This is a genomic window from Methylophaga sp., from assembly GCF_009711715.1.
Lineage (GTDB): Bacteria > Pseudomonadota > Gammaproteobacteria > Nitrosococcales > Methylophagaceae > Methylophaga.
Window position 1 is genome coordinate 100,971 of sequence record NZ_VENF01000005.1, and the last position, 19,296, is coordinate 120,266.

Annotated in this window: 16 protein-coding genes; 10 read left to right on the forward strand and 6 right to left on the reverse strand. The window is 53.2% G+C overall.

Annotated features, from left to right (window positions below; translation table 11 throughout):
• The first annotated feature begins 5 nt into the window (after positions 1 to 5).
• Positions 6 to 761, forward strand: coding sequence for a 3-deoxy-manno-octulosonate cytidylyltransferase (gene kdsB / locus FH755_RS04755; protein ID WP_292439157.1), 756 nt, complete (start codon positions 6 to 8; stop codon positions 759 to 761).
• On the opposite strand, the gene FH755_RS04760 is transcribed toward kdsB, so the two are convergent.
• Together FH755_RS04760 and FH755_RS04765 are read right to left on the reverse strand one after the other, a co-directional pair.
• Positions 729 to 1,022, reverse strand: coding sequence for a hypothetical protein (locus FH755_RS04760; protein WP_292439160.1), 294 nt, complete (start codon positions 1,020 to 1,022; stop codon positions 729 to 731). The genes kdsB and FH755_RS04760 overlap by 33 nt on opposite strands.
• The gene (locus FH755_RS04765) at positions 1,006 to 3,498 is read right to left on the reverse strand and encodes an Rne/Rng family ribonuclease (protein WP_292439162.1); all 2,493 of its coding nucleotides are present in this window, start codon (positions 3,496 to 3,498) and stop codon (positions 1,006 to 1,008) included. The genes FH755_RS04760 and FH755_RS04765 overlap by 17 nt, the downstream gene beginning before the upstream one ends.
• A gap of 690 nt (positions 3,499 to 4,188) precedes the next feature.
• Between FH755_RS04765 and FH755_RS04770 the strand changes: the two genes are divergently transcribed.
• Genes FH755_RS04770 through FH755_RS04810 form a run of 9 tightly spaced genes read left to right on the forward strand, consistent with a single transcriptional unit; the run spans position 4,189 to position 10,983 of the window.
• Positions 4,189 to 5,145 carry an RluA family pseudouridine synthase gene (locus FH755_RS04770; RefSeq protein WP_292439164.1) on the forward strand — a complete coding sequence of 319 codons (957 nt, stop codon included), beginning with the start codon at positions 4,189 to 4,191 and terminating at the stop codon, positions 5,143 to 5,145.
• A complete protein-coding gene (locus FH755_RS04775) occupies positions 5,142 to 5,804 on the forward strand; it encodes an HAD-IA family hydrolase (protein WP_292439165.1) in 663 nt (220 codons plus the stop codon). The genes FH755_RS04770 and FH755_RS04775 overlap by 4 nt, the downstream gene beginning before the upstream one ends.
• A 33-nt stretch (positions 5,805 to 5,837) precedes the next feature.
• The gene (locus tag FH755_RS04780) at positions 5,838 to 6,821 is read left to right on the forward strand and encodes a S49 family peptidase (RefSeq protein WP_292439168.1); all 984 of its coding nucleotides are present in this window, start codon (positions 5,838 to 5,840) and stop codon (positions 6,819 to 6,821) included.
• Positions 6,818 to 6,955, forward strand: coding sequence for a hypothetical protein (locus FH755_RS04785; RefSeq protein WP_292439170.1), 138 nt, complete (start codon positions 6,818 to 6,820; stop codon positions 6,953 to 6,955). The genes FH755_RS04780 and FH755_RS04785 overlap by 4 nt, the downstream gene beginning before the upstream one ends.
• Positions 6,955 to 7,812 carry an HDOD domain-containing protein gene (locus tag FH755_RS04790; RefSeq protein WP_292439171.1) on the forward strand — a complete coding sequence of 286 codons (858 nt, stop codon included), beginning with the start codon at positions 6,955 to 6,957 and terminating at the stop codon, positions 7,810 to 7,812. The genes FH755_RS04785 and FH755_RS04790 overlap by 1 nt, the downstream gene beginning before the upstream one ends.
• A gap of 35 nt (positions 7,813 to 7,847) precedes the next feature.
• Positions 7,848 to 8,495 (forward strand): adenylate kinase, encoded by a 648-nt coding sequence (locus FH755_RS04795; protein WP_292439173.1) that lies wholly within the window; start codon positions 7,848 to 7,850, stop codon positions 8,493 to 8,495.
• 41 nt (positions 8,496 to 8,536) lie between these two features.
• Complete coding sequence (locus FH755_RS04800) at positions 8,537 to 9,400, forward strand: PfkB family carbohydrate kinase (protein WP_292439175.1); 864 nt, start codon at positions 8,537 to 8,539, stop codon at positions 9,398 to 9,400.
• On the forward strand, positions 9,397 to 9,741 hold the full coding sequence (locus FH755_RS04805) for a Rieske (2Fe-2S) protein (RefSeq protein ID WP_292439177.1): 345 nt from the start codon (positions 9,397 to 9,399) through the stop codon (positions 9,739 to 9,741). Before FH755_RS04800 ends, FH755_RS04805 begins: the two co-directional genes overlap by 4 nt.
• A 36-nt stretch (positions 9,742 to 9,777) precedes the next feature.
• Positions 9,778 to 10,983, forward strand: coding sequence for a permease (locus FH755_RS04810; protein ID WP_292439179.1), 1,206 nt, complete (start codon positions 9,778 to 9,780; stop codon positions 10,981 to 10,983).
• Here FH755_RS04810 and FH755_RS04815 read toward each other — a convergent pair.
• The 4 genes from FH755_RS04815 to FH755_RS04830 form a co-directional block, all read right to left on the reverse strand.
• Positions 10,964 to 12,988 (reverse strand): GNAT family N-acetyltransferase, encoded by a 2,025-nt coding sequence (locus FH755_RS04815; protein WP_292439180.1) that lies wholly within the window; start codon positions 12,986 to 12,988, stop codon positions 10,964 to 10,966. The two genes, FH755_RS04810 and FH755_RS04815, sit on opposite strands and share 20 nt — an antisense overlap.
• A gap of 7 nt (positions 12,989 to 12,995) precedes the next feature.
• Positions 12,996 to 13,199, reverse strand: a complete 204-nt coding sequence (locus FH755_RS04820) for a SlyX family protein (protein ID WP_292439182.1) — start codon at positions 13,197 to 13,199, stop codon at positions 12,996 to 12,998.
• Positions 13,199 to 16,897, reverse strand: coding sequence for a methionine synthase (gene metH, locus FH755_RS04825; protein WP_292439184.1), 3,699 nt, complete (start codon positions 16,895 to 16,897; stop codon positions 13,199 to 13,201). Before metH ends, FH755_RS04820 begins: the two co-directional genes overlap by 1 nt.
• A 146-nt stretch (positions 16,898 to 17,043) precedes the next feature.
• Positions 17,044 to 19,149 carry a methyl-accepting chemotaxis protein gene (locus FH755_RS04830; protein WP_292439186.1) on the reverse strand — a complete coding sequence of 702 codons (2,106 nt, stop codon included), beginning with the start codon at positions 19,147 to 19,149 and terminating at the stop codon, positions 17,044 to 17,046.
• Positions 19,150 to 19,296 lie beyond the last annotated feature (147 nt).

A 19,296-nucleotide genomic window follows, 5' to 3' on the forward strand; every position in this document is an offset into this window, starting at 1 on the left:
CCTGAATGAGTTTTAAAATCGTGATTCCGGCCCGCTATGCATCGAGCCGACTGCCGGGTAAGCCTTTGCTGGATATTGCCGGCAAGCCAATGATTCAGCATGTGTATGACCGCGCCTGTGAAAGTGACGCCGCGGCGGTCATTATCGCGACCGATGACCAGCGGATTGCTGACGCTGCCACTGGTTTCGGTGCCGATGTCTGCTGGACCTCGGATCAACATCGCTCCGGCACTGACCGTCTGGCTGAAGTTGCCCACAACCGCGACTTTGCCGATGAAGATATTGTCATCAACGTACAGGGTGATGAACCCTGTCTGCCCGCACTGTTAATTAACCAGGTGGCCGCCGATCTGGCACAGCATAGAGATGCCGATATGGCCTCGCTGTTCAGTCGTATCGAACAGGAAAAACAGGTTTTTGACCCGAATGTGGTGAAAGTGGTGATGGATGGTAGTGGCTATGCGCTGTATTTCAGCCGGGCGCCTATTCCCTGGATGCGTGATCACTTCAATAGCGATTCGGCCTTACCGCCGGAGTTGCCACATTATCGGCATATCGGCCTGTATGGCTATCGAGCTTCATTTCTTAAACATTATGCCGCGCTGACGCCCTGCCTGCTGGAAACCGAGGAATCACTGGAGCAACTGAGAGCCCTGTTCCATGGTAAGAAGATTCATATGACCGAAGCACTGATCAGTGCCGGCCATGGTGTCGATACCGAAGCCGACCTAGTCGCGGTCAGGAAGATACTGGCTGAGTAGCTCATCCAGCCCTGCTGCCACCAGTTCGGCGTGCAGATTGCCTTCACCGTCGAACACCGGCAGGGTATAAGTTACCGGCACCGTACGATGCCCCTCCCCATACTGGGTTGGCTGGATATCATGGTTGTTTTCCAGTACCTGTAGTACCAGTTGGCAACCATCCAGCAACTCTATGATTTCACAGCGATGCTGATGATAAGTGACCTGCTGGCCGATTAAGGCCAGCAGATTTTCACAGGGAATATCACTTTTCCTGGTCATGAGATACCGCACTCGCTTCGGATTTGGCCTTGGATTTCTCTTCCTTGCCATTATCATCCGATGCGGTGTTTTTTTCTACACCTGTATCCCGCGGTTTACGCTCAGCTTTTTCTTTTGCAGGCGGTGTCCTCTTATCGTCATCGGATGACGAAGCCTTGTCCTGCTTGCTGGCAGACGGCGGGTTGTCTTGTTTGCCCTCTGCTACCGGCTTGCTGTCGGTTGAAGCCGACTTGGTTTTGCTGTCATCAGAACCGGCGCTGTTGTCCTTGTTCTCACCGGTGCGGCGACGGCGATTACTGCTGCCAGCCGAAGATGAGCGCGTGCGCTTCGGTTTGCTTGCAGGGACCTTATTGCCATCAATCTCAGGTTCCTTATCCTGCTTGACCAGGTTACCGTTTATCTCCGGTTCAGGCTCAGGGATCGCATTACCGTTGATCTCGGGTTTAGGCTCCGGCGGCACGTTGCCTTTCTCCTGCTCCTGCCTGATAGCCTGATCGGCGGTTTCCGGACGAGAACGACGGCGACGACCGCCACGACGTGAACGGCGTCCGTTAGTGCCGCGTGGCTTGCCATTATCCTCAGTGTCTGGCTGTGGTTTGTTGCTTTCCGTCGCGGTTTTCTTCTCCTCAGACTTCTTGACCTCATCAGCACCATCCTGACTATCAGGACGACGACGTGGCTTGCGACGGTCACTGCCGCCACGGCTGCCGCGAGTGGCATTACGATTCTGAGGTCGACCGGGCTTTTTCTGTTCCGGCTTCTTGTCTTTGGTTTTGTCGTCTTCTTCCACTTCTGGTTTACCGGTCAGTACATTCAGCAATCGTTTAAGCAAGCTCGGTTTCTGCTGCTCTTCCTTTTCACGCGTGATCACGGGTGCCGGCGCTGCCGGTGAAATACCGGTGACGGCCGGTTGCTCCATGGTCGGTTTGTCACGCAGCACGACGGGCGTTTCCAGCTCCGGCGTGGTGATCATTTCATGGCTCACCTGCTGACGGACATTACCGTCCTTGATGCGCTCGATATCGTAATGCGGTGTTTCCAGGTGCGGGTTCGGGATCAGCACGATCTTCACGTTGTGACGTTGTTCAATCGCCTCGATCTGCATCCGTTTATCGTTAAGGATAAATGTCGCGACCGGTACCGGCAGTTGCACCACCAGTTGGGTAATTTTGTCTTTAGTCGCTTCTTCCTCAACCAGTCGCAGGACCGCAAGGCCCAGAGACTCAACACCACGGACATGACCGAGACCGGCGCAACGCGGGCAGATTTCCTGATGCGCTTCACCCAGCGCGGGGCGCAGGCGTTGACGCGACATTTCCAACAGACCGAAACGTGAGATGCGGCCCACCTGTACCCGGGCACGGTCAGCTTTGAGATGTTCGCGCAGCCGGTTCTCTACTTCACGCTGATTGCGGCTCGGGCCCATATCGATAAAGTCGATAACCACCAGGCCGCCCAGATCACGTAAACGCAGCTGACGGGCGATTTCTTCGGCCGCTTCCAGGTTGGTGTTCAGCGCAGTTTCTTCGATATCACCACCCTTGTTGGCGCGGGCCGAGTTCACATCAATCGAAATCAGGGCTTCGGTAGGGTCAATAACGAGTGCGCCACCGGAGGGCAGTCTGACTTCATGGCGGAAGGCGCTTTCAATCTGACTTTCCACCTGATAGCGGGTGAATAGTGGCACCTTGTCCTGATAGAGCTTGAATTTATTCAGTTCATGCGGCATCACCATGCGCATAAAGTCGTAACCGGTCTGGTAAACCTCGGGAGAATCCACCAGGATTTCACCGATGTCTTTACGCAGATAGTCGCGCAGCGCACGGATAATGATGTTGCTTTCCTGATAGACCAGAAACGGCGCACTGCGGTCCTTGGTGGCAACATCAATCGCGGTCCACAATTGCAGCAGGTACTCCAGATCCCACTGCAGTTCTTCCGGCTGTTTACCGACCCCGGCAGTACGGACAATCATGCCCATATCATCAGGCACTTCCAGATGACGCAGTGTTTCCTGCAACTCGGCACGATCATCGCCTTCGATGCGGCGGGAAATACCCCCCGCACGCGGGCTGTTGGGCATCAGAACCAGATAACGGCCGGCCAGGCTGATAAAGGTGGTCAGCGCAGCGCCTTTGTTACCGCGTTCTTCTTTCTCGATTTGGACGACCAGTTCCTGGCCGACAGAAAGCACATCCTGAACATTGATGCGGCCGCTGTCGTCACCGCCATCACGCTTCTTGAAATAAGTTTTGGCGATTTCCTTCAGCGGCAAAAAACCCTGACGTTCTGAACCGTAATCAACGAATACGGCTTCAAGACTGGGTTTTACGCGGGTTATTTTTCCTTTATAGATATTGCCTTTTTTCTGTTCCCTTGAAGGGGTATCGATATCCAAGTCAAACAGGCGCTGGCCATCGACCATTGCCACACGCAACTCTTCTGAATGGGTTGCGTTAATTAAAATTCGTTTCATGCATTAACCTCAAATTTGAGGTTCCGGCATGTCCTGCCGCACACCACTAGATGTGGACGCTGGGCCAGTTGGGCCGACAGAGCGACGTTGTCTGTGTCAGTAATTAATTATTGGTGTTATTTTTCATTCATGTGCCCTCCGTCAGGCCATGATTTCCCGGTTCAATTCTTTGTCGATCGCAATAGGGTTCTGCGATATCACTGTCGTTCGCGGTTAAATCCAAAACCGTCGAGTCGTAAATTAATTACTTATGTCGTCTTGTCTGTTGCGCCTTTCTATTTCTTTCTGATGGCAATCAAGACATGGGAACCTGATGTTCTTCACGGACTCCCGATGAGTCCACCTGCTGAACCCCTGTTCAGCTGAATCGTATTTCTTTTCCGGGCGCCGCATCGACCTTGATGGAGGGAGCGACGCAATATTAGGTCTTCGTGGCCGAAGTCAGTATACTGAGCTCATTTTACACACGGACCAACGGTCGAATATAGCAGCCTCTTGCCCACACAGCAACTGCTAATTTGACGGGCCACGGCCGGCTGAGGATGCAGACCTCATCCGCATGCTGCTCAGGCTGTTTTGGCCGGTTTTATTGGCCGTCATTCTGTAGAATACACACATCATAAATTTTCCCCTCGTCGCTGGCAAAATGTCGTGGCTGAGGACAGCGACAACTTTGACAGAAACCCCACCATGACCGCCCATAAACCGCAGTCGCAAAAAGTTCAGTTTATCGAAATCGATGCCAATCAGGCCGGGCAGCGCATTGATAATTTCCTGCTCAGCCTCGAGAAAGGTGTACCCAAGAGCCGGATATACCGTGCGCTGCGCAAGGGCGAAGTACGTGTCAACAAAGGCCGCATCAAGCAGACATACAAGCTGCAGCCCGGGGATGTGGTTCGGGTCCCCCCGCTGCGGGTCACTGAAAAAAGCGCACCGGATACTATCAGTGAGTCGCTGAAACAGGCGCTGCTCGCCAGTATTCTGTTTGAAGATGACAGCATGCTGGTTATCAATAAACCTTCCGGGCTGGCTGTACATGCTGGCAGCCAGATTCAGCTGGGTCTGATTGAAGCCTTGCGGGTTATCAAACCGGCACAGGCTTTTCTGGAGTTGGTGCACAGGCTGGATCGTGATACCTCCGGCTGCCTGATGCTGGCAAAAACCCGCGAGAGCCTGCTGAACCTGCAACAACAGATGCTGTCTGATAATATCGATAAGCGCTACCTCACCCTGCTCAAGGGCACATTGAGCAACGATGAACAACTGGTAGAACAACCACTACAGAAAAATACCCTGTCATCCGGTGAGCGTATGGTCGTGGTCGATCCGGTTGGCAAAAAGGCTAAAACCCTGTTTCTGCAGCGGCAGCGGCTACCGATGGCACAACTGACTGAAGTCAAATTGTTTACTGGCCGTACTCATCAGATTCGTGTCCATGCCGCCTGGCTTGGACATCCCGTGGCCGGCGATGACAAATATGGCGACCGCGAATTCAACAAAACGCTGAAGAATTACGGTCTCAAACGCCTGTTCCTGCATGCCTGGCGACTGGGCATCAAACACCCGCTGAGCGGTGAGCCGCTGCAACTGGAGGCACCGCTGCCAGACAATCTCAAAATCGTCATAGAAAATCTGCAAGCCACATGAGTCAATATCAACTGATTATTTTCGACTGGGACGGGACCCTCATGGACTCCACCGGTCATATCGTCAACTGTATGCGTCAGGCCATCACCAGGCTGGAACTGGCACCGCTGGCCGATCATGAGATCAGTCATATCATTGGTCTGGGACTTCACGAAGCAGTGCAGACACTGTATCCGAGCGGTAATGATGCGCTCTGGACCAGTCTCGCCGACTGTTACCGGCAGACCTGGCTCAGCAGCCCGGAAGAGACCCCACTGTTTGAAAATGCCCGTGAATTACTGACCACACTGGCTGAACAGGATATCTTCCTCGGCGTTGCCACTGGCAAAAGTCGCCGCGGTCTCGACAAGGTGCTCAAGGCCACCGGGCTCGGCGATCATTTTATAGCGACCCGCTGCGCCGATGAATGTCACTCCAAACCCCATCCGCAGATGCTGATGGAGTTAATGGACTACACCGGTATCACTGCCGATAAGGCGATTATGATCGGTGACACCGAGTTCGATTTGATGATGGCCCGCAATGCCGGTGCTCATGGTCTTGGCATCACGCATGGCGCCCATGATGAAGCCAAGCTGTCAGCCTGTTCTCCGCAGGCCATCGTGCATGATCTGTATCAAGTTGAGAAATGGTTGCGTCGCACAGCAAAACAGTTCTGATATCATGTCAATTTTTGATTCAAGGCAGAAAAAATGGCGACATTTGGAGATTTCCCGCCCGACAATGGCGATAACAAGCCCCGGAATACAGCCGATGACACCCAATGGGAACGTACTGTCCTGAGAGACCTGGCATTCGCCGCTATCAAGGAACAGCGAGCAAAACGCCGCTGGGGCTATGTCTTCAAGTTTCTGATTCTGCTTTATCTGGTCGGCTTCATGGTACTGGCCTACTCCCCCGGCAAACTGGCTACCGTTGCCGATCCTCATACCGCCATGGTCGACATCCAGGGGATTATTGCTTCGGATGCAGAGGCCAATGCTGACGCCATGATCACCGGCATCCGCGAAGCCTTTGAAAGTGAAACCGCTAAAGGCTTAATTCTGCGCCTGAATACACCCGGTGGCAGTCCTGTCCAGGCGGGCCTTATCAATGACGAAATTCAGCGCCTGCGGGCAGGAAGACCGGACTTCCCGGTCTACGCCGTGGTTCAGGATGTCTGTGCCTCCGGGGGTTACTATATCGCTGTCGCTGCCGATGAAATTTATGCCGATAAAGCCAGTATTGTCGGCTCTATCGGTGTCCGAATGGACAGTTTCGGCCTGACTGGCCTTATTGATAAAATCGGCGTCGAACGACGTTCACTGACCGCCGGCGAACACAAAGCCTTCCTCGACCCATTCCTGCCGATGGAACAGGAAGACATCGAACATGCCCAGCAGATGCTCGATACTATCCACCAGCAGTTCATTAATGTCGTTAAAGCAGGCCGCGGAGACAAGCTAGCGAACAATGATGACTTGTTCTCCGGTCTGTTCTGGTCCGGTGAACAGGCGATTGACCTGGGCCTGATTGACGGTTTTGCCGGTACCGGTAAAGTCGCCCGCGAGTTAATTGGTGCCGAAGAAGTGATTGATTACACCCCTCGACCCAACTATCTGGATCAGTTCGCTGGTAAACTCGGCGCATCGATTGCTAATCTGATGACTGAGAAAGCCAACTGGAGCCTGCAATGAGTCAGTCACCATTGTCAGAAGAAGAACGGAAAAAACGTGAGGAACGGTTTCGCTATGTGGATTTGAACCATCCGCTGATGCAGGTGCTGTTCCAAATGCAATTGCCCGCAAAAAAACAGCCGGAGCAGCATTGATGAGTCTGACACCTGAATCGCTGGTCAATAAATCACTGGAACTGGTTTCTCCCCCCAGTACCTATCTCCAGCTTAATAAACTGATCCAGGATCCTGACAGCGCTTTCGACGATATCAGTGCGGTCATCAACACGGATCCGGCTCTGGCCACCCGTTTGCTGAAGATCGTCAACAGTCCTTTTTACGGCTTTCCATCTCAAATCAACACAATTTCCCGGGCCATCACGATTATCGGTACCCGAGAATTAACGCATCTGGTGCTGGCGACGTCGGTCATCAATGCCTTCCGTGGCATTCCGGCATCTTTAATCGACATGGATGACTTCTGGCGACACAGTTTTGCCACCGCGATTACGGCCAAACTGCTGGCAGAAGAGTGCGGGCAGAAAGCAACTGAACGCTTTTTCATCGCCGGCTTGCTGCATAACATCGGCAGTCTGGTGCTTTACCAGTCGCTGCCGGAACTGGCCGGTGAAGCCATCCGCACTGCAGAATTCGGCCATGAAGTACAATTTCAGGCTGAACAACGTATTATCGGCTTCGACCATACTGAAGTCGGTTATGCGCTGGCCCGTCAGTGGCATCTGCCCCATTCGCTGCAGGAAGTAGCGCGTTACCATCACCGCCCGTCAGAGGCCGAGGATTTCCCGATTGATGTGGCTATCGTCCATGTCGCCGATATCCTGGTATCGGCCGTGCCCTTCGGACACAGTGGTGATAATCACGTACCGCCGCTGGACCCGGCTGCCTGGGATCTGCTGGCACTCAACGAGCTGCAGATGCCGCTGCTGTTACAACAGGTGGGTGAACAAATCGACCGCCTGAGTTCTGTGATGCTGACACAGGATGAATCCTGATTCTGTTAATAATGAAATAAAATAAGAGGCTAACAATGAGAACGGTTCTTCTCGGTGCCCCCGGCTCCGGTAAAGGCACCCAAGGTGTCGTCCTTTCCAAAAAATTCAACATCCCGCAAATCTCGACCGGTGATTTGCTGCGTGCTGCGGTTAAAGCCGGCAGCGAACTGGGTAAAAAAGCCAAAAGCGCGATGGACGCCGGTGCACTGGTTTCTGACGATATCGTTATCGGCCTGATCCGTGAGCGCCTGTCCGAAGCCGATGCCCAAAGCGGCTATATTCTGGATGGTTTCCCACGTAATATCCCCCAGGCTGAAGCATTGGATGAGATGCTGGAACAATTGGGCCAGCCCCTGCAGGGCGTCGTGTTGCTGGAAGTGCCTTTTGATGAACTGATGCAACGTCTGACCGGCCGCCGTACCTGTAAAGACTGTGGTGCCATTTATAATATTCACCTGTCACCACCTAAGACTGAAGGTCACTGTGATCGCTGCGGCGGTGAACTATTCCAGCGTGAAGACGATAATGAAGAAACCATTGCCAATCGTCTTAAAGTCTACGAAGAACAGACCGCACCGCTGATCGGTTATTACCAGCAACAAAACAAGTTGCATACGATCCCCGGCACCGGTGATATTGACAATATCACCAATAAAGTCGGTGCCGTTTTCGACGAAATCTAAACAGTAAAAACCGGCTCCACAGTGAGCCGGTTCTTTTTCCTATGGCCCGTATTCTCGGCATCGGCATTGCCACTATCGATATCATCAATCATGTCAGCCACTACCCGGCTGAAGATGAGGAAATGCGTGCGTTGTCCCAGCAGCAGGTGCGAGGAGGAAACGCCACCAACACGCTGGTCGTGTTAAGCCAGCTGCAACACGACTGCCACTGGTGTGGCGTGCTGATAAATGAGGCTGATAGCGCGATTGTCGAACAGGACCTTCAACGCTATCACATCAAATACCAGCACTGTCAGCGCTTCAATCAGGGCAAAATGCCAACTTCCTATATCACGCTCAGCGAAGCCACCGGCAGCCGCAGCATTGTGCATTACCGGGACTGTCCGGAACTGCCGTTTGCCCATTTCAGTCAACTGGATTTATCCGGTTTTGACTGGCTGCATTTCGAAGGCCGTAATATCGATGAGCTGTCGCAAATGCTGCAGTGGGTCAAGTTGAACTACCCGGCACTGCGTTGCTCGCTGGAAGTGGAAAAACCGCGAGAAGGCATTGAAACGCTGTTTGATTTGGCCGATGTCTTGATGTTTTCCAGGCCTTATGCTGAAAGTCGCGGTTTTCAGCGAGCAGATGACTTTCTTCACAGTCTCAGCTACCAGGCTCTGATGACCTGCACCTGGGGTAATCACGGGGCCTGGCTGAAACAGGATGGGATAGTCTCCCATAGCCCTTCCTTTCCACCACCGCGGGTGGTCGATACATTGGGCGCCGGTGATACCTTTAATGCCGGACTGATTTCAGCGCTGGTCAACGGCCAGCCCGCACGGGCTGCCCTAGAACAGGCCTGCCGCCTCGCCGGTCATAAATGCGGCCAGGCCGGTTTTGCCAATCTCAATGAGTTGCTATGAAAAAGATTTACGTTTGCCAGACCAATGAACTCGATGAATATCAGACCCGCGGCTTCACCATCGAAGTCGGGGAAGATTCACTCGACTTTTTCCTGCTCAGGCAGGACGGTGAAATCCGCGCTTATCTGAATTTCTGCCCGCATCTCGGTATTCCGCTTAACTGGCAGCCGGATGAGTTTCTATCTCTGGAAGGCACTCATATTCAATGCACAACGCATGGTGCCCTGTTTCAGCTGGAAGACGGTTACTGTTTTTCCGGCCCCTGTCGAGGTGAGAGTCTGACACCGCTTAATCTGGAAATCACCGAACAGCAGGAAATTTACCTCGTTTCCACCACCTGATAGGCTTTATATCACATCAAGCAACAAGGGTTCTTTATGACTGATTTGCTCGATAAATGGTCAGAAGCCGCTATCACCAGCCTCGGCTTTTTCTGGATGGCACTTTGGGCCTTTGTGCTCGGCTATCTCATCAGCAGCATCATCCAGGTCATGGTGTCACGCCATGAAATGCGAAAATTAATGGGGGATGACGGAGCTAAATCGATGACGGTAGGCACTGTCTTCGGCTTTATATCCAGCTCCTGTAGCTTTGCTGCGCTGGCAACCACCCGCGCTCTGTTCCAGAAAGGCGCCAATTTTTCTCCTTCTGTCGCATTCCTGCTGTCGTCCACTAACCTCGTTATCGAACTGGGCTTTGTGATCGCCCTCTTTCTGGGCTGGCAGTTTGTGGTGGGCGAATATGTCGGCGGCATTATCCTGATTCTGTTTGCCTGGCTGTTTATCAGGCTCAGCAACCCGAAACAGCTGATTAAAAAGGCCCGTGATCGCAACCTGGATGAAGGTGATAGTGAGGATGAGGATGGCCATGCCTGGTCACGTCTGTTAGACAAGGAAATCTGGACAGCGATCAGTCAGAAATATGTGATGGAATGGCAAATGGTGTGGAAAGATGTGCTGATAGGCTTCACCGTTGCCGGTGTCATCTCTGCTTTTGTGCCCACGGCATTTTTTGAATGGATGTTTATCGGTGCCGGTGACAACGATCCGGGGTTCTGGGCTTTACTCCAGCAAACCCTGATCGGGCCGGTGGCCGCATTTTTTACTTTTATCGGCTCGATGGGCAATATTCCACTGGCCGCCGTCCTGTTTGGAGAAGGTGTCGCCTTTGCCGGGGTGATGGCTTTTATTTTTTCTGATCTTGTCGTCTTACCGGTGCTGCGGATCAATGCGCAATACTACGGCTGGAAAATGGCCCTGTATATCCTGCTACTCCTTTTCACCTGCCTGATTGCAACCTCGCTCCTGCTGCATTATGGTCTGCAACTGTTTGACTGGTTGCCGGACCGCAGTCAATGGTCCTCACCTGCCGAACAGGATCATTTCCAGCTTAACTACCAGTTCTGGCTTAACCTGCTGTTCGGCCTGGCTTCACTGTGGATGGTCGTCGGCTGGAAACGTCAGCATCAGGGCCATCAACACCATGGCCACCATCATCATGGCGGTGGTCAGCCGATTATGAACAGTCTCTGTATGCTGGCCGTTATCTGGTTAACCGTGGGCGTTATGCTGAGTCTGATTTAAGCAACTCGGCTACCGCCCGGCGGCACTGTTCAATAATCGCTTTGCGCCCGGGAAGTGCTAAAGTTTTGGCGACTTCGCTGAAAGCCTGTCCCTGCACAACTTTCTTGACCAGTACAGTCTGAGCGTCCGCTGACAGTGCCAACAGTTCACCGCTTATCAGTTTATGATGAAGCCACTTCCACAGCAGTACTTCGGTTGACTCGTAGGGGCGTTGCTGGCAGGCAAAACCTCTCAGTGCGCGCTGCTCGTCTGCGTCAATGCCTGTGACTTCATCGGGCAAACTTTGTGATATCAGCAAGACCAGGCTGACATCGAGCTGAGACTGAGCCTGTAACAGCTGGAACGGCCATGAGCGCTGCAGATTCTGCCGGGCTTTTGAAATGACTTTTTCACCGGCTTCAGATAGGGCCTGTAATAGAATCCCTGCCCGCTGACCACTGACCTCATCTGCCTGCTGGCCGACTCTGACCGGCAGAAATCCATTATTGAGCCAGAAACGCAGCAGTTGTGGCTCCAGGGCAAAGCTGGTCCCCAGCACATCCGCGTGTTGGGTATAATGCCTGCGAGCCGCCTCCAGCAGGGTACTGCCCAGCCCCTGCCCCTGTCGTTGTGGATGAACCGCAATGCGGATGATCCGCTGGTAGCGACAATCAGCTGCAGACATCACCCCGCTATGAGCCAGTAAGGTCTGCGGTAAAAGTTGTCCTTTAAGCCGCCGTAGCCCATCAAAAACCTGCTGGGCCATGGCCTCGTCCAGCGGGGCTTCTGACACCAGCCAGGCGCTGGCAATAATATGGCCACCGAATTGCAGCACCAGCACCGAAACAGCCTCCTGATCCAGCAGCATTTGCAGATCAGCAGGTCGGGTACGGTAATGTGCCAGCACCATCAGACCATAAACTTCGCGCAGCAAACGCTCGTTTGCTGCCAGTTGCTGTTTATCGAGCATGGCAAACTCGGCTTTATCTGCGGATAAGGCTGCCAGTTTTTCTTCAGCCACAGGCTCTGCATCCAGCAGCAGTGCATCAAAACTGAAGGCTTCCAGCTTATCATCCGTTGCCCAGCGTACCGGTTGGCTTAAAGTCAGTTTGCGCCAGTTCGGTGTCAGTCGGTCGAGTATTTGCCTAAAGCGCACAGCAAAACCACGGCCGGTGCCTTCATAGCCGTGTTCAGTGGTGGCAAATACCAGCCGGGAGTACTGCTGAAGCATGGTTTCCAGCATCTGCACCGGGATCGCAGCGGCCTCATCGACTATCAGTAAATCCGCTGGCGGCCGGTCTGCAAGCAATGCATCCGGAGCGATAAACTGAATCTCGCCATGTTGCCATTGCAGACGGCTTTGGTGACGGCTGGCGTCGCAAAGCGCCAGAGCGGCCTGTTCCAGTAGCGGCTCAATATTCGTCACGGACGGTGCAGTGACCAGAATCCGGCTTTTACCCTGTTTGATAAGTTCCGCTGCCGCCATTCCCAGTAATGCGGTTTTGCCGCGGCCACGATCAGAAGTAATCAGCAGGGGCCGCCGGCGATGACCGCTGACCACATGCATCACTGCTTCAATGGCCGTTACCTGCTCTGGTGTCGGGGTGATAACTGCAGGTAGGGGCGGTTTGCTTATCTGAATGTCCGGTAGCGGCTCGCCCTGACCGATTCGCTTTACGCCTGAATAGCGTTCACTCACTGTCAGAAAGCGCTGCAACCAGAGTGAGTCCGGTAATTCAGTTGGAAGTAGCACCAGCAGCCAGCCACCGGCACACAAGGTACCGATAAGGGCCCCGAACGCATCGGCCGAGAATCTGTGCCGGGCATCAAAAATGATGACTTGATTACTGCGGCCCAATTGCTGCAGCACCTGCTTGCTGCTGAGTGTCTGATCGGAGCGTTGCGGATCGTCAGACAACCAGCAACGCTTATCCGCCCGGGCTTGTGCAAACACATGCTCTGCCTGCTGATCAAGCCAGTCGCTGTCACCCTGCAGGATAAGACAATGGCGTTGAGGCAGTGGCATATTTAAATCAGTAATGAGGCGGTGGAGGTTCGTCACTCTGCTGCATCATTTGCGTTTGATGCATGCTCTCGATTTGCGACTTGAGTCCGGCAATCATGGTTTCCAGTCGATCGATCTGCTTTTGCTGGCTGGTTACCACCTCATTCAGTTGCTCCAGCAGACCGTCCTGAAATGCCAGTCGAGTCTGCAAATCGACGATATCGTCGTTCATCAGATATCTCCGTCATAGGACAGGGCCGGGCCTAACCAGCGTTCAGCCGTTGGCATATCCCAGCCTTTGCGTTTGGCATAGTCTTCAACCTGGTCCTGGTCGATTTTACCCAGGCCGAAATAACGTGAATCGGGATGCGCAAAATAGAAACCACTGACCGCCGCAGTCGGCAACATGGCAAACGACTCGGTAATGGTCATATCGGCATGCGTCTCGGGATCAATCAGTTGCCATAGCAGGCCCTTTTCGGTGTGATCAGGACAGGCCGGATAGCCGGGTGCCGGCCGGATACCGCGGTATTTTTCATCAATCAGCGCATCGTTATCCAGCGCCTCGTCCTTGGCATAGCCCCAGAACTCCTTACGCACACGTTCATGCATACGCTCGGCAAAAGCCTCGGCCAGGCGATCAGCCAGCGCCTTCAGCATGATGCTGTGATAGTCATCATGATCGGCTTCAAAACGCTCGACATGCTCATCGATACCGATGCCGGCAGTCACCGCAAAGGCACCGATATAGTCTTTCACCCCGCTGTCCTTGGGCGCAACAAAGTCAGCCAGCGCCGCATTGGGGCGGCCCGGCGGCCGCTCGGTCTGCTGACGCAGACTGTGCAAAGTCATCAACACCTCGCCGCGATCATCGTCAGTGTAAACTTCGATATCATCATCGTTGACACTGTTGGCAGGGAACAGGCCAATGACGGCCTTGGCAGTCAGCCATTTTTCATCAACGATCTGTTTGAGCATTTTCCGGGCATCATTAAAAAGATGCGTCGCATGTTCACCAACGACCTCATCCTTGAGAATACGCGGGTATTTACCAGCCAGTTCCCAGGACTGGAAAAACGGTGTCCAGTCGATACGCTCGACCAGTTCATCCAGTGGATAATCTGAAAATACTTCCAGTCCCAGCTTGGCCGGCTTGGTGGGCTGATAGGCCTGCCAGTCAATTTTAGTTTTATTAGCCCTGGCCTCGGCTATCGGTAATTGACGACGCGTGCTCTTGCGGCCGGTATGGCGGGCCCGCTTTTCTTCGTAGTCTTTTTTAACTTCGGCTATAAAACCGTCACGGGCGTCTTTACTCACCAGTTTCTGGGCAACCCCCACCGCACGCGAAGCATCTTTCACATAAATACTGCAACCGTGATAATTGGGTTCAATTTTAACCGCCGTGTGAATCAGTGAAGTAGTCGCACCGCCGATCATCAGTGGCAGTTCAAAGCCCAACCGTTCCATTTCCTTGGCGACATGGACCATTTCATCCAGTGACGGGGTAATCAGACCCGACAGGCCAATGATGTCGACATTTTCTTTGCGCGCCGTGTCCAGAATGGTCTGTGCCGGGACCATGACGCCAAGGTCGATGACTTCAAAGTTATTACATTGCAGCACCACACCGACGATATTCTTGCCGATGTCATGCACATCCCCCTTGACGGTGGCCATCAGGATTTTGCCATTGTTTTTACTGGTATCGCCTTCTTCCTTGGCAGCTTCGATAAAGGGCATCAGGTAAGCCACGGCTTTTTTCATCACCCGGGCCGATTTCACCACCTGCGGCAGGAACATCTTGCCTTCACCGAACAGATCACCGACCACATTCATGCCGTCCATTAACGGCCCTTCAATCACTTCCAGAGGTTTGGCAAAGGCCTGACGCGCTTCTTCAGTGTCATCTTCGACATAATCCGCAATGCCTTTGACCAGCGCATGCTCCAGCCGCTTGGCCACCGGCAGTTCACGCCAGCTCAGATCTTCCTGTTTGGTGGCAGTGCTACCGTCGCCTTTATATTTTTCGGCGATCTCCAGCAGTCGATCAGTCGCATCATCACGGCGGTTCTGAATCACGTCTTCAACGTGTTCTCGCAATTCCTCCGGCAAATCGTCATAAATCGCCAGCTGTCCGGCATTAACGATGCCCATATCCATGCCGGCCTTGATCGCGTGATAGAGGAACACTGCATGTATCGCTTCACGCACCGGGTTATTGCCACGGAAGGAGAACGACACGTTAGAAACACCGCCACTGATCATCGCATGCGGCAGGCTTTGCTTTATGTCGCGCGTCGCCTGGATAAAGTCCATCGCATAGTTGTTATGTTCTTCGATGCCGGTGGCGACAGCGAAAATATTGGGGTCGAAAATGATGTCTTCCGGCGGGAAATGCACTTTTTCTGTCAGGATCTCGTAAGAACGTGTACAGATCTCACGCTTGCGCTCACGGGTGTCAGCCTGGCCATCCTCATCAAATGCCATCACGATCACGGCGGCCCCATAACGGCGCACCAGTCTGGCCTGCTCGATAAACTTCTCTTCGCCTTCCTTGAGACTGATCGAGTTGACGATGCCCTTACCCTGAATACATTTCAGGCCGGCCTCAATCACTTCCCACTTGGATGAATCAATCATGATCGGCACGCGGCTGATATCCGGCTCGGAGGCAACCAGATTAAGGAAAGTCACCATCGCCTCTTTCGAGTCGAGCATGCCTTCGTCCATATTGATATCGATGATCTGGGCACCGTTTTCCACCTGATGCCGGGCCACTTCCAGCGCCGTGTCGTAATCCCCTTCCTTAATCAGCCGGGCAAAACGGGCGGAACCGGTCACATTGGTGCGTTCCCCCACATTCACAAACAGGCTGTCTTTGGTGATATTGAGCGGCTCCAGCCCGCTCAGTCGGCAATGATGCAGATTGGCTTTCGGCTTCCGCGGCCTGATACCCTCTACCGCCTCGGCAATCGCCTTGATATGGGCCGGTGCGGTACCACAGCACCCCCCGACAATATTCAAAAAGCCGGACTCGGCCCATTCCTTAATGTGCGCGGCCATGGTTTCAGGTGATTCATCGTACTCACCGAACTCGTTAGGCAGACCGGCATTGGGATGAGCACTGACATAAGTGGTGACCACATTGGACAGCTCTTCCACATACTGCCGCAGTTGCTCAGCACCCAAAGCACAGTTAAGACCGATACTCAGGGGCTGAATATGCGACAGAGAGTTCCAGAAAGCTTCGGCAGTCTGGCCTGACAGCGTGCGTCCACTGGCATCCGTGATAGTGCCGGAAATCATCACCGGCAAGTGCATATCATGGTCGACACAGAACTGGTCAATGGCGAACAAGGCCGCCTTGGCATTGAGGGTATCAAAGACCGTTTCTACCAGCAGCAGATCGACTCCGCCATCCACCAGGCCACGGATCGCCTCGGTGTAAGCCTCAACCAGTTCATCAAAATCGACATTCCGGTAACCGGGATTGTTTACATCCGGCGAAATACTGGCGGTACGGTTGGTCGGGCCCAGTACACCGGTAACAAAACGCGGTTTATCCGGGTTAGCCGCTGTGAACTCATCGGCCACCTCTCTGGCGAGTTCCGCAGATACCTTATTGAGTTCATAGACCAGGTCTTCCATCTGGTAGTCAGCCATCGCGATGGAAGTGCCATTGAAGGTGTTGGTCTCAACAATATCAGCACCGGCCTCGAAATAGGCCCGATGAATATCACGGATAATATCCGGCTGTGTCAGCGATAACAGGTCGTTATTGCCTTTGACATCGCAGGGATGATTTTCAAAACGCTCACCACGGAAATCCTTTTCTTCCAGCTTGTAGCTTTGAATCAGCGTGCCCATTCCGCCGTCGAGGATCAGGATTTTTTCTTCAAGCAGGGTGCGAAGTTGGTGATAAGCGCTCATTTAAAACGGTTTTCCTGTCAGATAGTTACACTATGGAAAAACGTCAAATTATAGCAGATAAACTGAAATCCACCGCCTTCAATAGCCGGTTTCACCCAGGAGAAAACAGGGTGCAGTGCCGGTGCACCCTGTTTTTCAGCGTCGCTTCAGACCTTGAAAAGCGACAGTCTGTTTTGCAGTCCGCTGGCAGCCTCGTCCAGATCATTACCAACACGACTTAACTGTTGAGCACCTTCTGTCGTTTTCTGAACCAGGTGCGAAACCTGCGACAGGTTGTTACTCACTTCCTCGCAAACAGCGCTCTGTTCCTCAGTCGCTGAAGCCGTCTGCAGGGACATCTCTGTGACTTCTTCAATTGCCTTGCTGATCTCAAGCAGCGCCTTTTCGGCGGCCTCGGCGAGCCTCACTGTCTCGGCAACCTGTTGGCCACTTGCCTGCATCGCCTCGGTGACTTCCTGATTCCCCTGATGCAGCGTTTTGAGCTTGTCATGAATATCAATGGTCGCATCCTGGGTACGACTGGCCAGCGCTCTGACTTCATCAGCAACAACCGCAAAGCCACGGCCCTTGTCTCCGGCCCGTGCGGCTTCGATCGCCGCATTCAAAGCAAGAAGATTAGTCTGTTCGGCTATCCCCTGAATCACCGTCAGTATCTCGGCAATACCATCACTATTTTTTCCCAGTTCCAGCATCGCCGATTCGGATTGCCTGACAGAATCGCTCACAAGATTAATTGAAGTGGCCGTCTGCTTAACCAGCCGGGTACCCGCCTCGGCAGAGTCATTCGCCTGTTGAACAAATTGTGATGTTCTCTCGGCATTACCGGCAATTTGCTGTGCAGAGGCCGCCATCTCAGTGACAGCAGACACCATTTCCTCAATCAGCTTCTGCTGTTCCAGCATCTGCGCGCTGGTCTCTTCACTGATTCTTCGTCCTTCTGCAGACAGGGAACTGACATGGCTGCCGACGGGAAGCAACTGTTGAACCAGCGACCGTAGTTTGTCGATAAAGGTATTGAGCAGACCGGATAGCTTGCCGGTTTCATCACGACTGGACACTGTTAGCTGACGTGTCAAATCGCCTTCACCTTCTGCGATTGAAGCGACAAGCTCTGTCATTGCTGACAGAGGTCGGGTGCTGTTTCTGGCAACAAACCAGACCGTGACGACACCTAATATCGCCAGCAAAAGTCCCAGCATGGTAGTGGTGGTGATAAAGTGAGTTTGAGCTGTACTCAGAAACTGTTCCTGTTCAGCCACTGTGGCTAGCACCACCTGTTCAGGGACCTCAATGTAAGTCACCCAATGACGCTGACTGCCGGGAAGGATGAACGGCTCAAGCGTAATAAACTGGCCATTGGCATAAATAATCCGACTTTCACCACTGATTGAGGTCTTTTTGATATTTTCCTGCAGTTCGTCATTCAGGGCAGACAGGTTCTGACCGATCAGATCCGCCTGATGACTGTGCCCGGCAATGACGCCTCTGGGGCTGACCAACAATGTTTTCCCCTGCCCCTCATAAAGGCCTTCTGCCACAGATTTAATTTTCGACTGCAGAAAACTGGCAGTGATATCGACACCGCTGATACCTGCAAACTGACCATGCCGCACTACCGGTGCCACCAGACTGCTGAGAAGGACCTCCTCGCCATCAATGGGATAGAGGTAGGGGTCAATGACACAACTCTTCAGGGTATCTTTGGAGCACAGATAATACTCGCCGGCCCGTATCCCGTTTTTATCCATCGTACTGTCTTCGAGGCCCGCCAGCGGTTCCACAACAAAGCCACTCTCCGTTCTTACCACATAGGGCAAAAAACGTCCTGTGGCGTCGCTGCCTTGTGACTGGATGGCAAGATAATCACTGCCATCGAAGGCATTCGGTTCGAAAGCGACATAGGTACCCAGAAAATCCGGGTTATCCGTCAGTGTTTGCTGGAGGATACTCAGCGCCAGTTTGCGTTTATCTGAACCATTTGGCATCGCAATGACGGCAGACATCGCCGAGGCTGTCGCTTGAGCCGTCTGCAGAGCGCGCTCAAGCGGAATCGACAACTGTGACGATGTATCGTGTGCAATGACTGCCAGATAATCCTCTACCTGATCGCGCGTCAAATCATAACTGTGGCTGGATAGAGACTGCTTGATATTGCCAAACTGCCAAACGCCGATTAGCGCCGTGACCAGTACGACACTGAGCAGACTTAAACCTGCCCAGAGGCTGAAACGTTGTTGAATGGATAAGTGCATCCTGTTCTCCCAAGGGATAAATCTCACTCACCGACTCCGGTCTAGATGACCGGGCAGGTGAAGACCAGATGCCAAATAGAACGTGACCCAGTTTCCCCAAAAACTGAGTTTAATTTCTCTTTGGCTGTACCCCTTGTCCACAGGTGA

Bases quoted from the DNA above. Each gene is read 5' to 3' on its own strand.
- kdsB (WP_292439157.1), top strand. From the start codon at position 6: ATGAGTTTTAAAATCGTGATTCCGGCCCGCTATGCATCGAGCCGACTG.
- FH755_RS04760 (WP_292439160.1), bottom strand. From the start codon at position 1,022: ATGACCAGGAAAAGTGATATTCCCTGTGAAAATCTGCTGGCCTTAATC.
- FH755_RS04765 (WP_292439162.1), bottom strand. From the start codon at position 3,498: ATGAAACGAATTTTAATTAACGCAACCCATTCAGAAGAGTTGCGTGTG.
- FH755_RS04770 (WP_292439164.1), top strand. From the start codon at position 4,189: ATGACCGCCCATAAACCGCAGTCGCAAAAAGTTCAGTTTATCGAAATC.
- FH755_RS04775 (WP_292439165.1), top strand. From the start codon at position 5,142: ATGAGTCAATATCAACTGATTATTTTCGACTGGGACGGGACCCTCATG.
- FH755_RS04780 (WP_292439168.1), top strand. From the start codon at position 5,838: ATGGCGACATTTGGAGATTTCCCGCCCGACAATGGCGATAACAAGCCC.
- FH755_RS04785 (WP_292439170.1), top strand. From the start codon at position 6,818: ATGAGTCAGTCACCATTGTCAGAAGAAGAACGGAAAAAACGTGAGGAA.
- FH755_RS04790 (WP_292439171.1), top strand. From the start codon at position 6,955: ATGAGTCTGACACCTGAATCGCTGGTCAATAAATCACTGGAACTGGTT.
- FH755_RS04795 (WP_292439173.1), top strand. From the start codon at position 7,848: ATGAGAACGGTTCTTCTCGGTGCCCCCGGCTCCGGTAAAGGCACCCAA.
- FH755_RS04800 (WP_292439175.1), top strand. From the start codon at position 8,537: ATGGCCCGTATTCTCGGCATCGGCATTGCCACTATCGATATCATCAAT.
- FH755_RS04805 (WP_292439177.1), top strand. From the start codon at position 9,397: ATGAAAAAGATTTACGTTTGCCAGACCAATGAACTCGATGAATATCAG.
- FH755_RS04810 (WP_292439179.1), top strand. From the start codon at position 9,778: ATGACTGATTTGCTCGATAAATGGTCAGAAGCCGCTATCACCAGCCTC.
- FH755_RS04815 (WP_292439180.1), bottom strand. From the start codon at position 12,988: ATGCCACTGCCTCAACGCCATTGTCTTATCCTGCAGGGTGACAGCGAC.
- FH755_RS04820 (WP_292439182.1), bottom strand. From the start codon at position 13,199: ATGAACGACGATATCGTCGATTTGCAGACTCGACTGGCATTTCAGGAC.
- metH (WP_292439184.1), bottom strand. From the start codon at position 16,897: ATGAGCGCTTATCACCAACTTCGCACCCTGCTTGAAGAAAAAATCCTG.
- FH755_RS04830 (WP_292439186.1), bottom strand. From the start codon at position 19,149: ATGCACTTATCCATTCAACAACGTTTCAGCCTCTGGGCAGGTTTAAGT.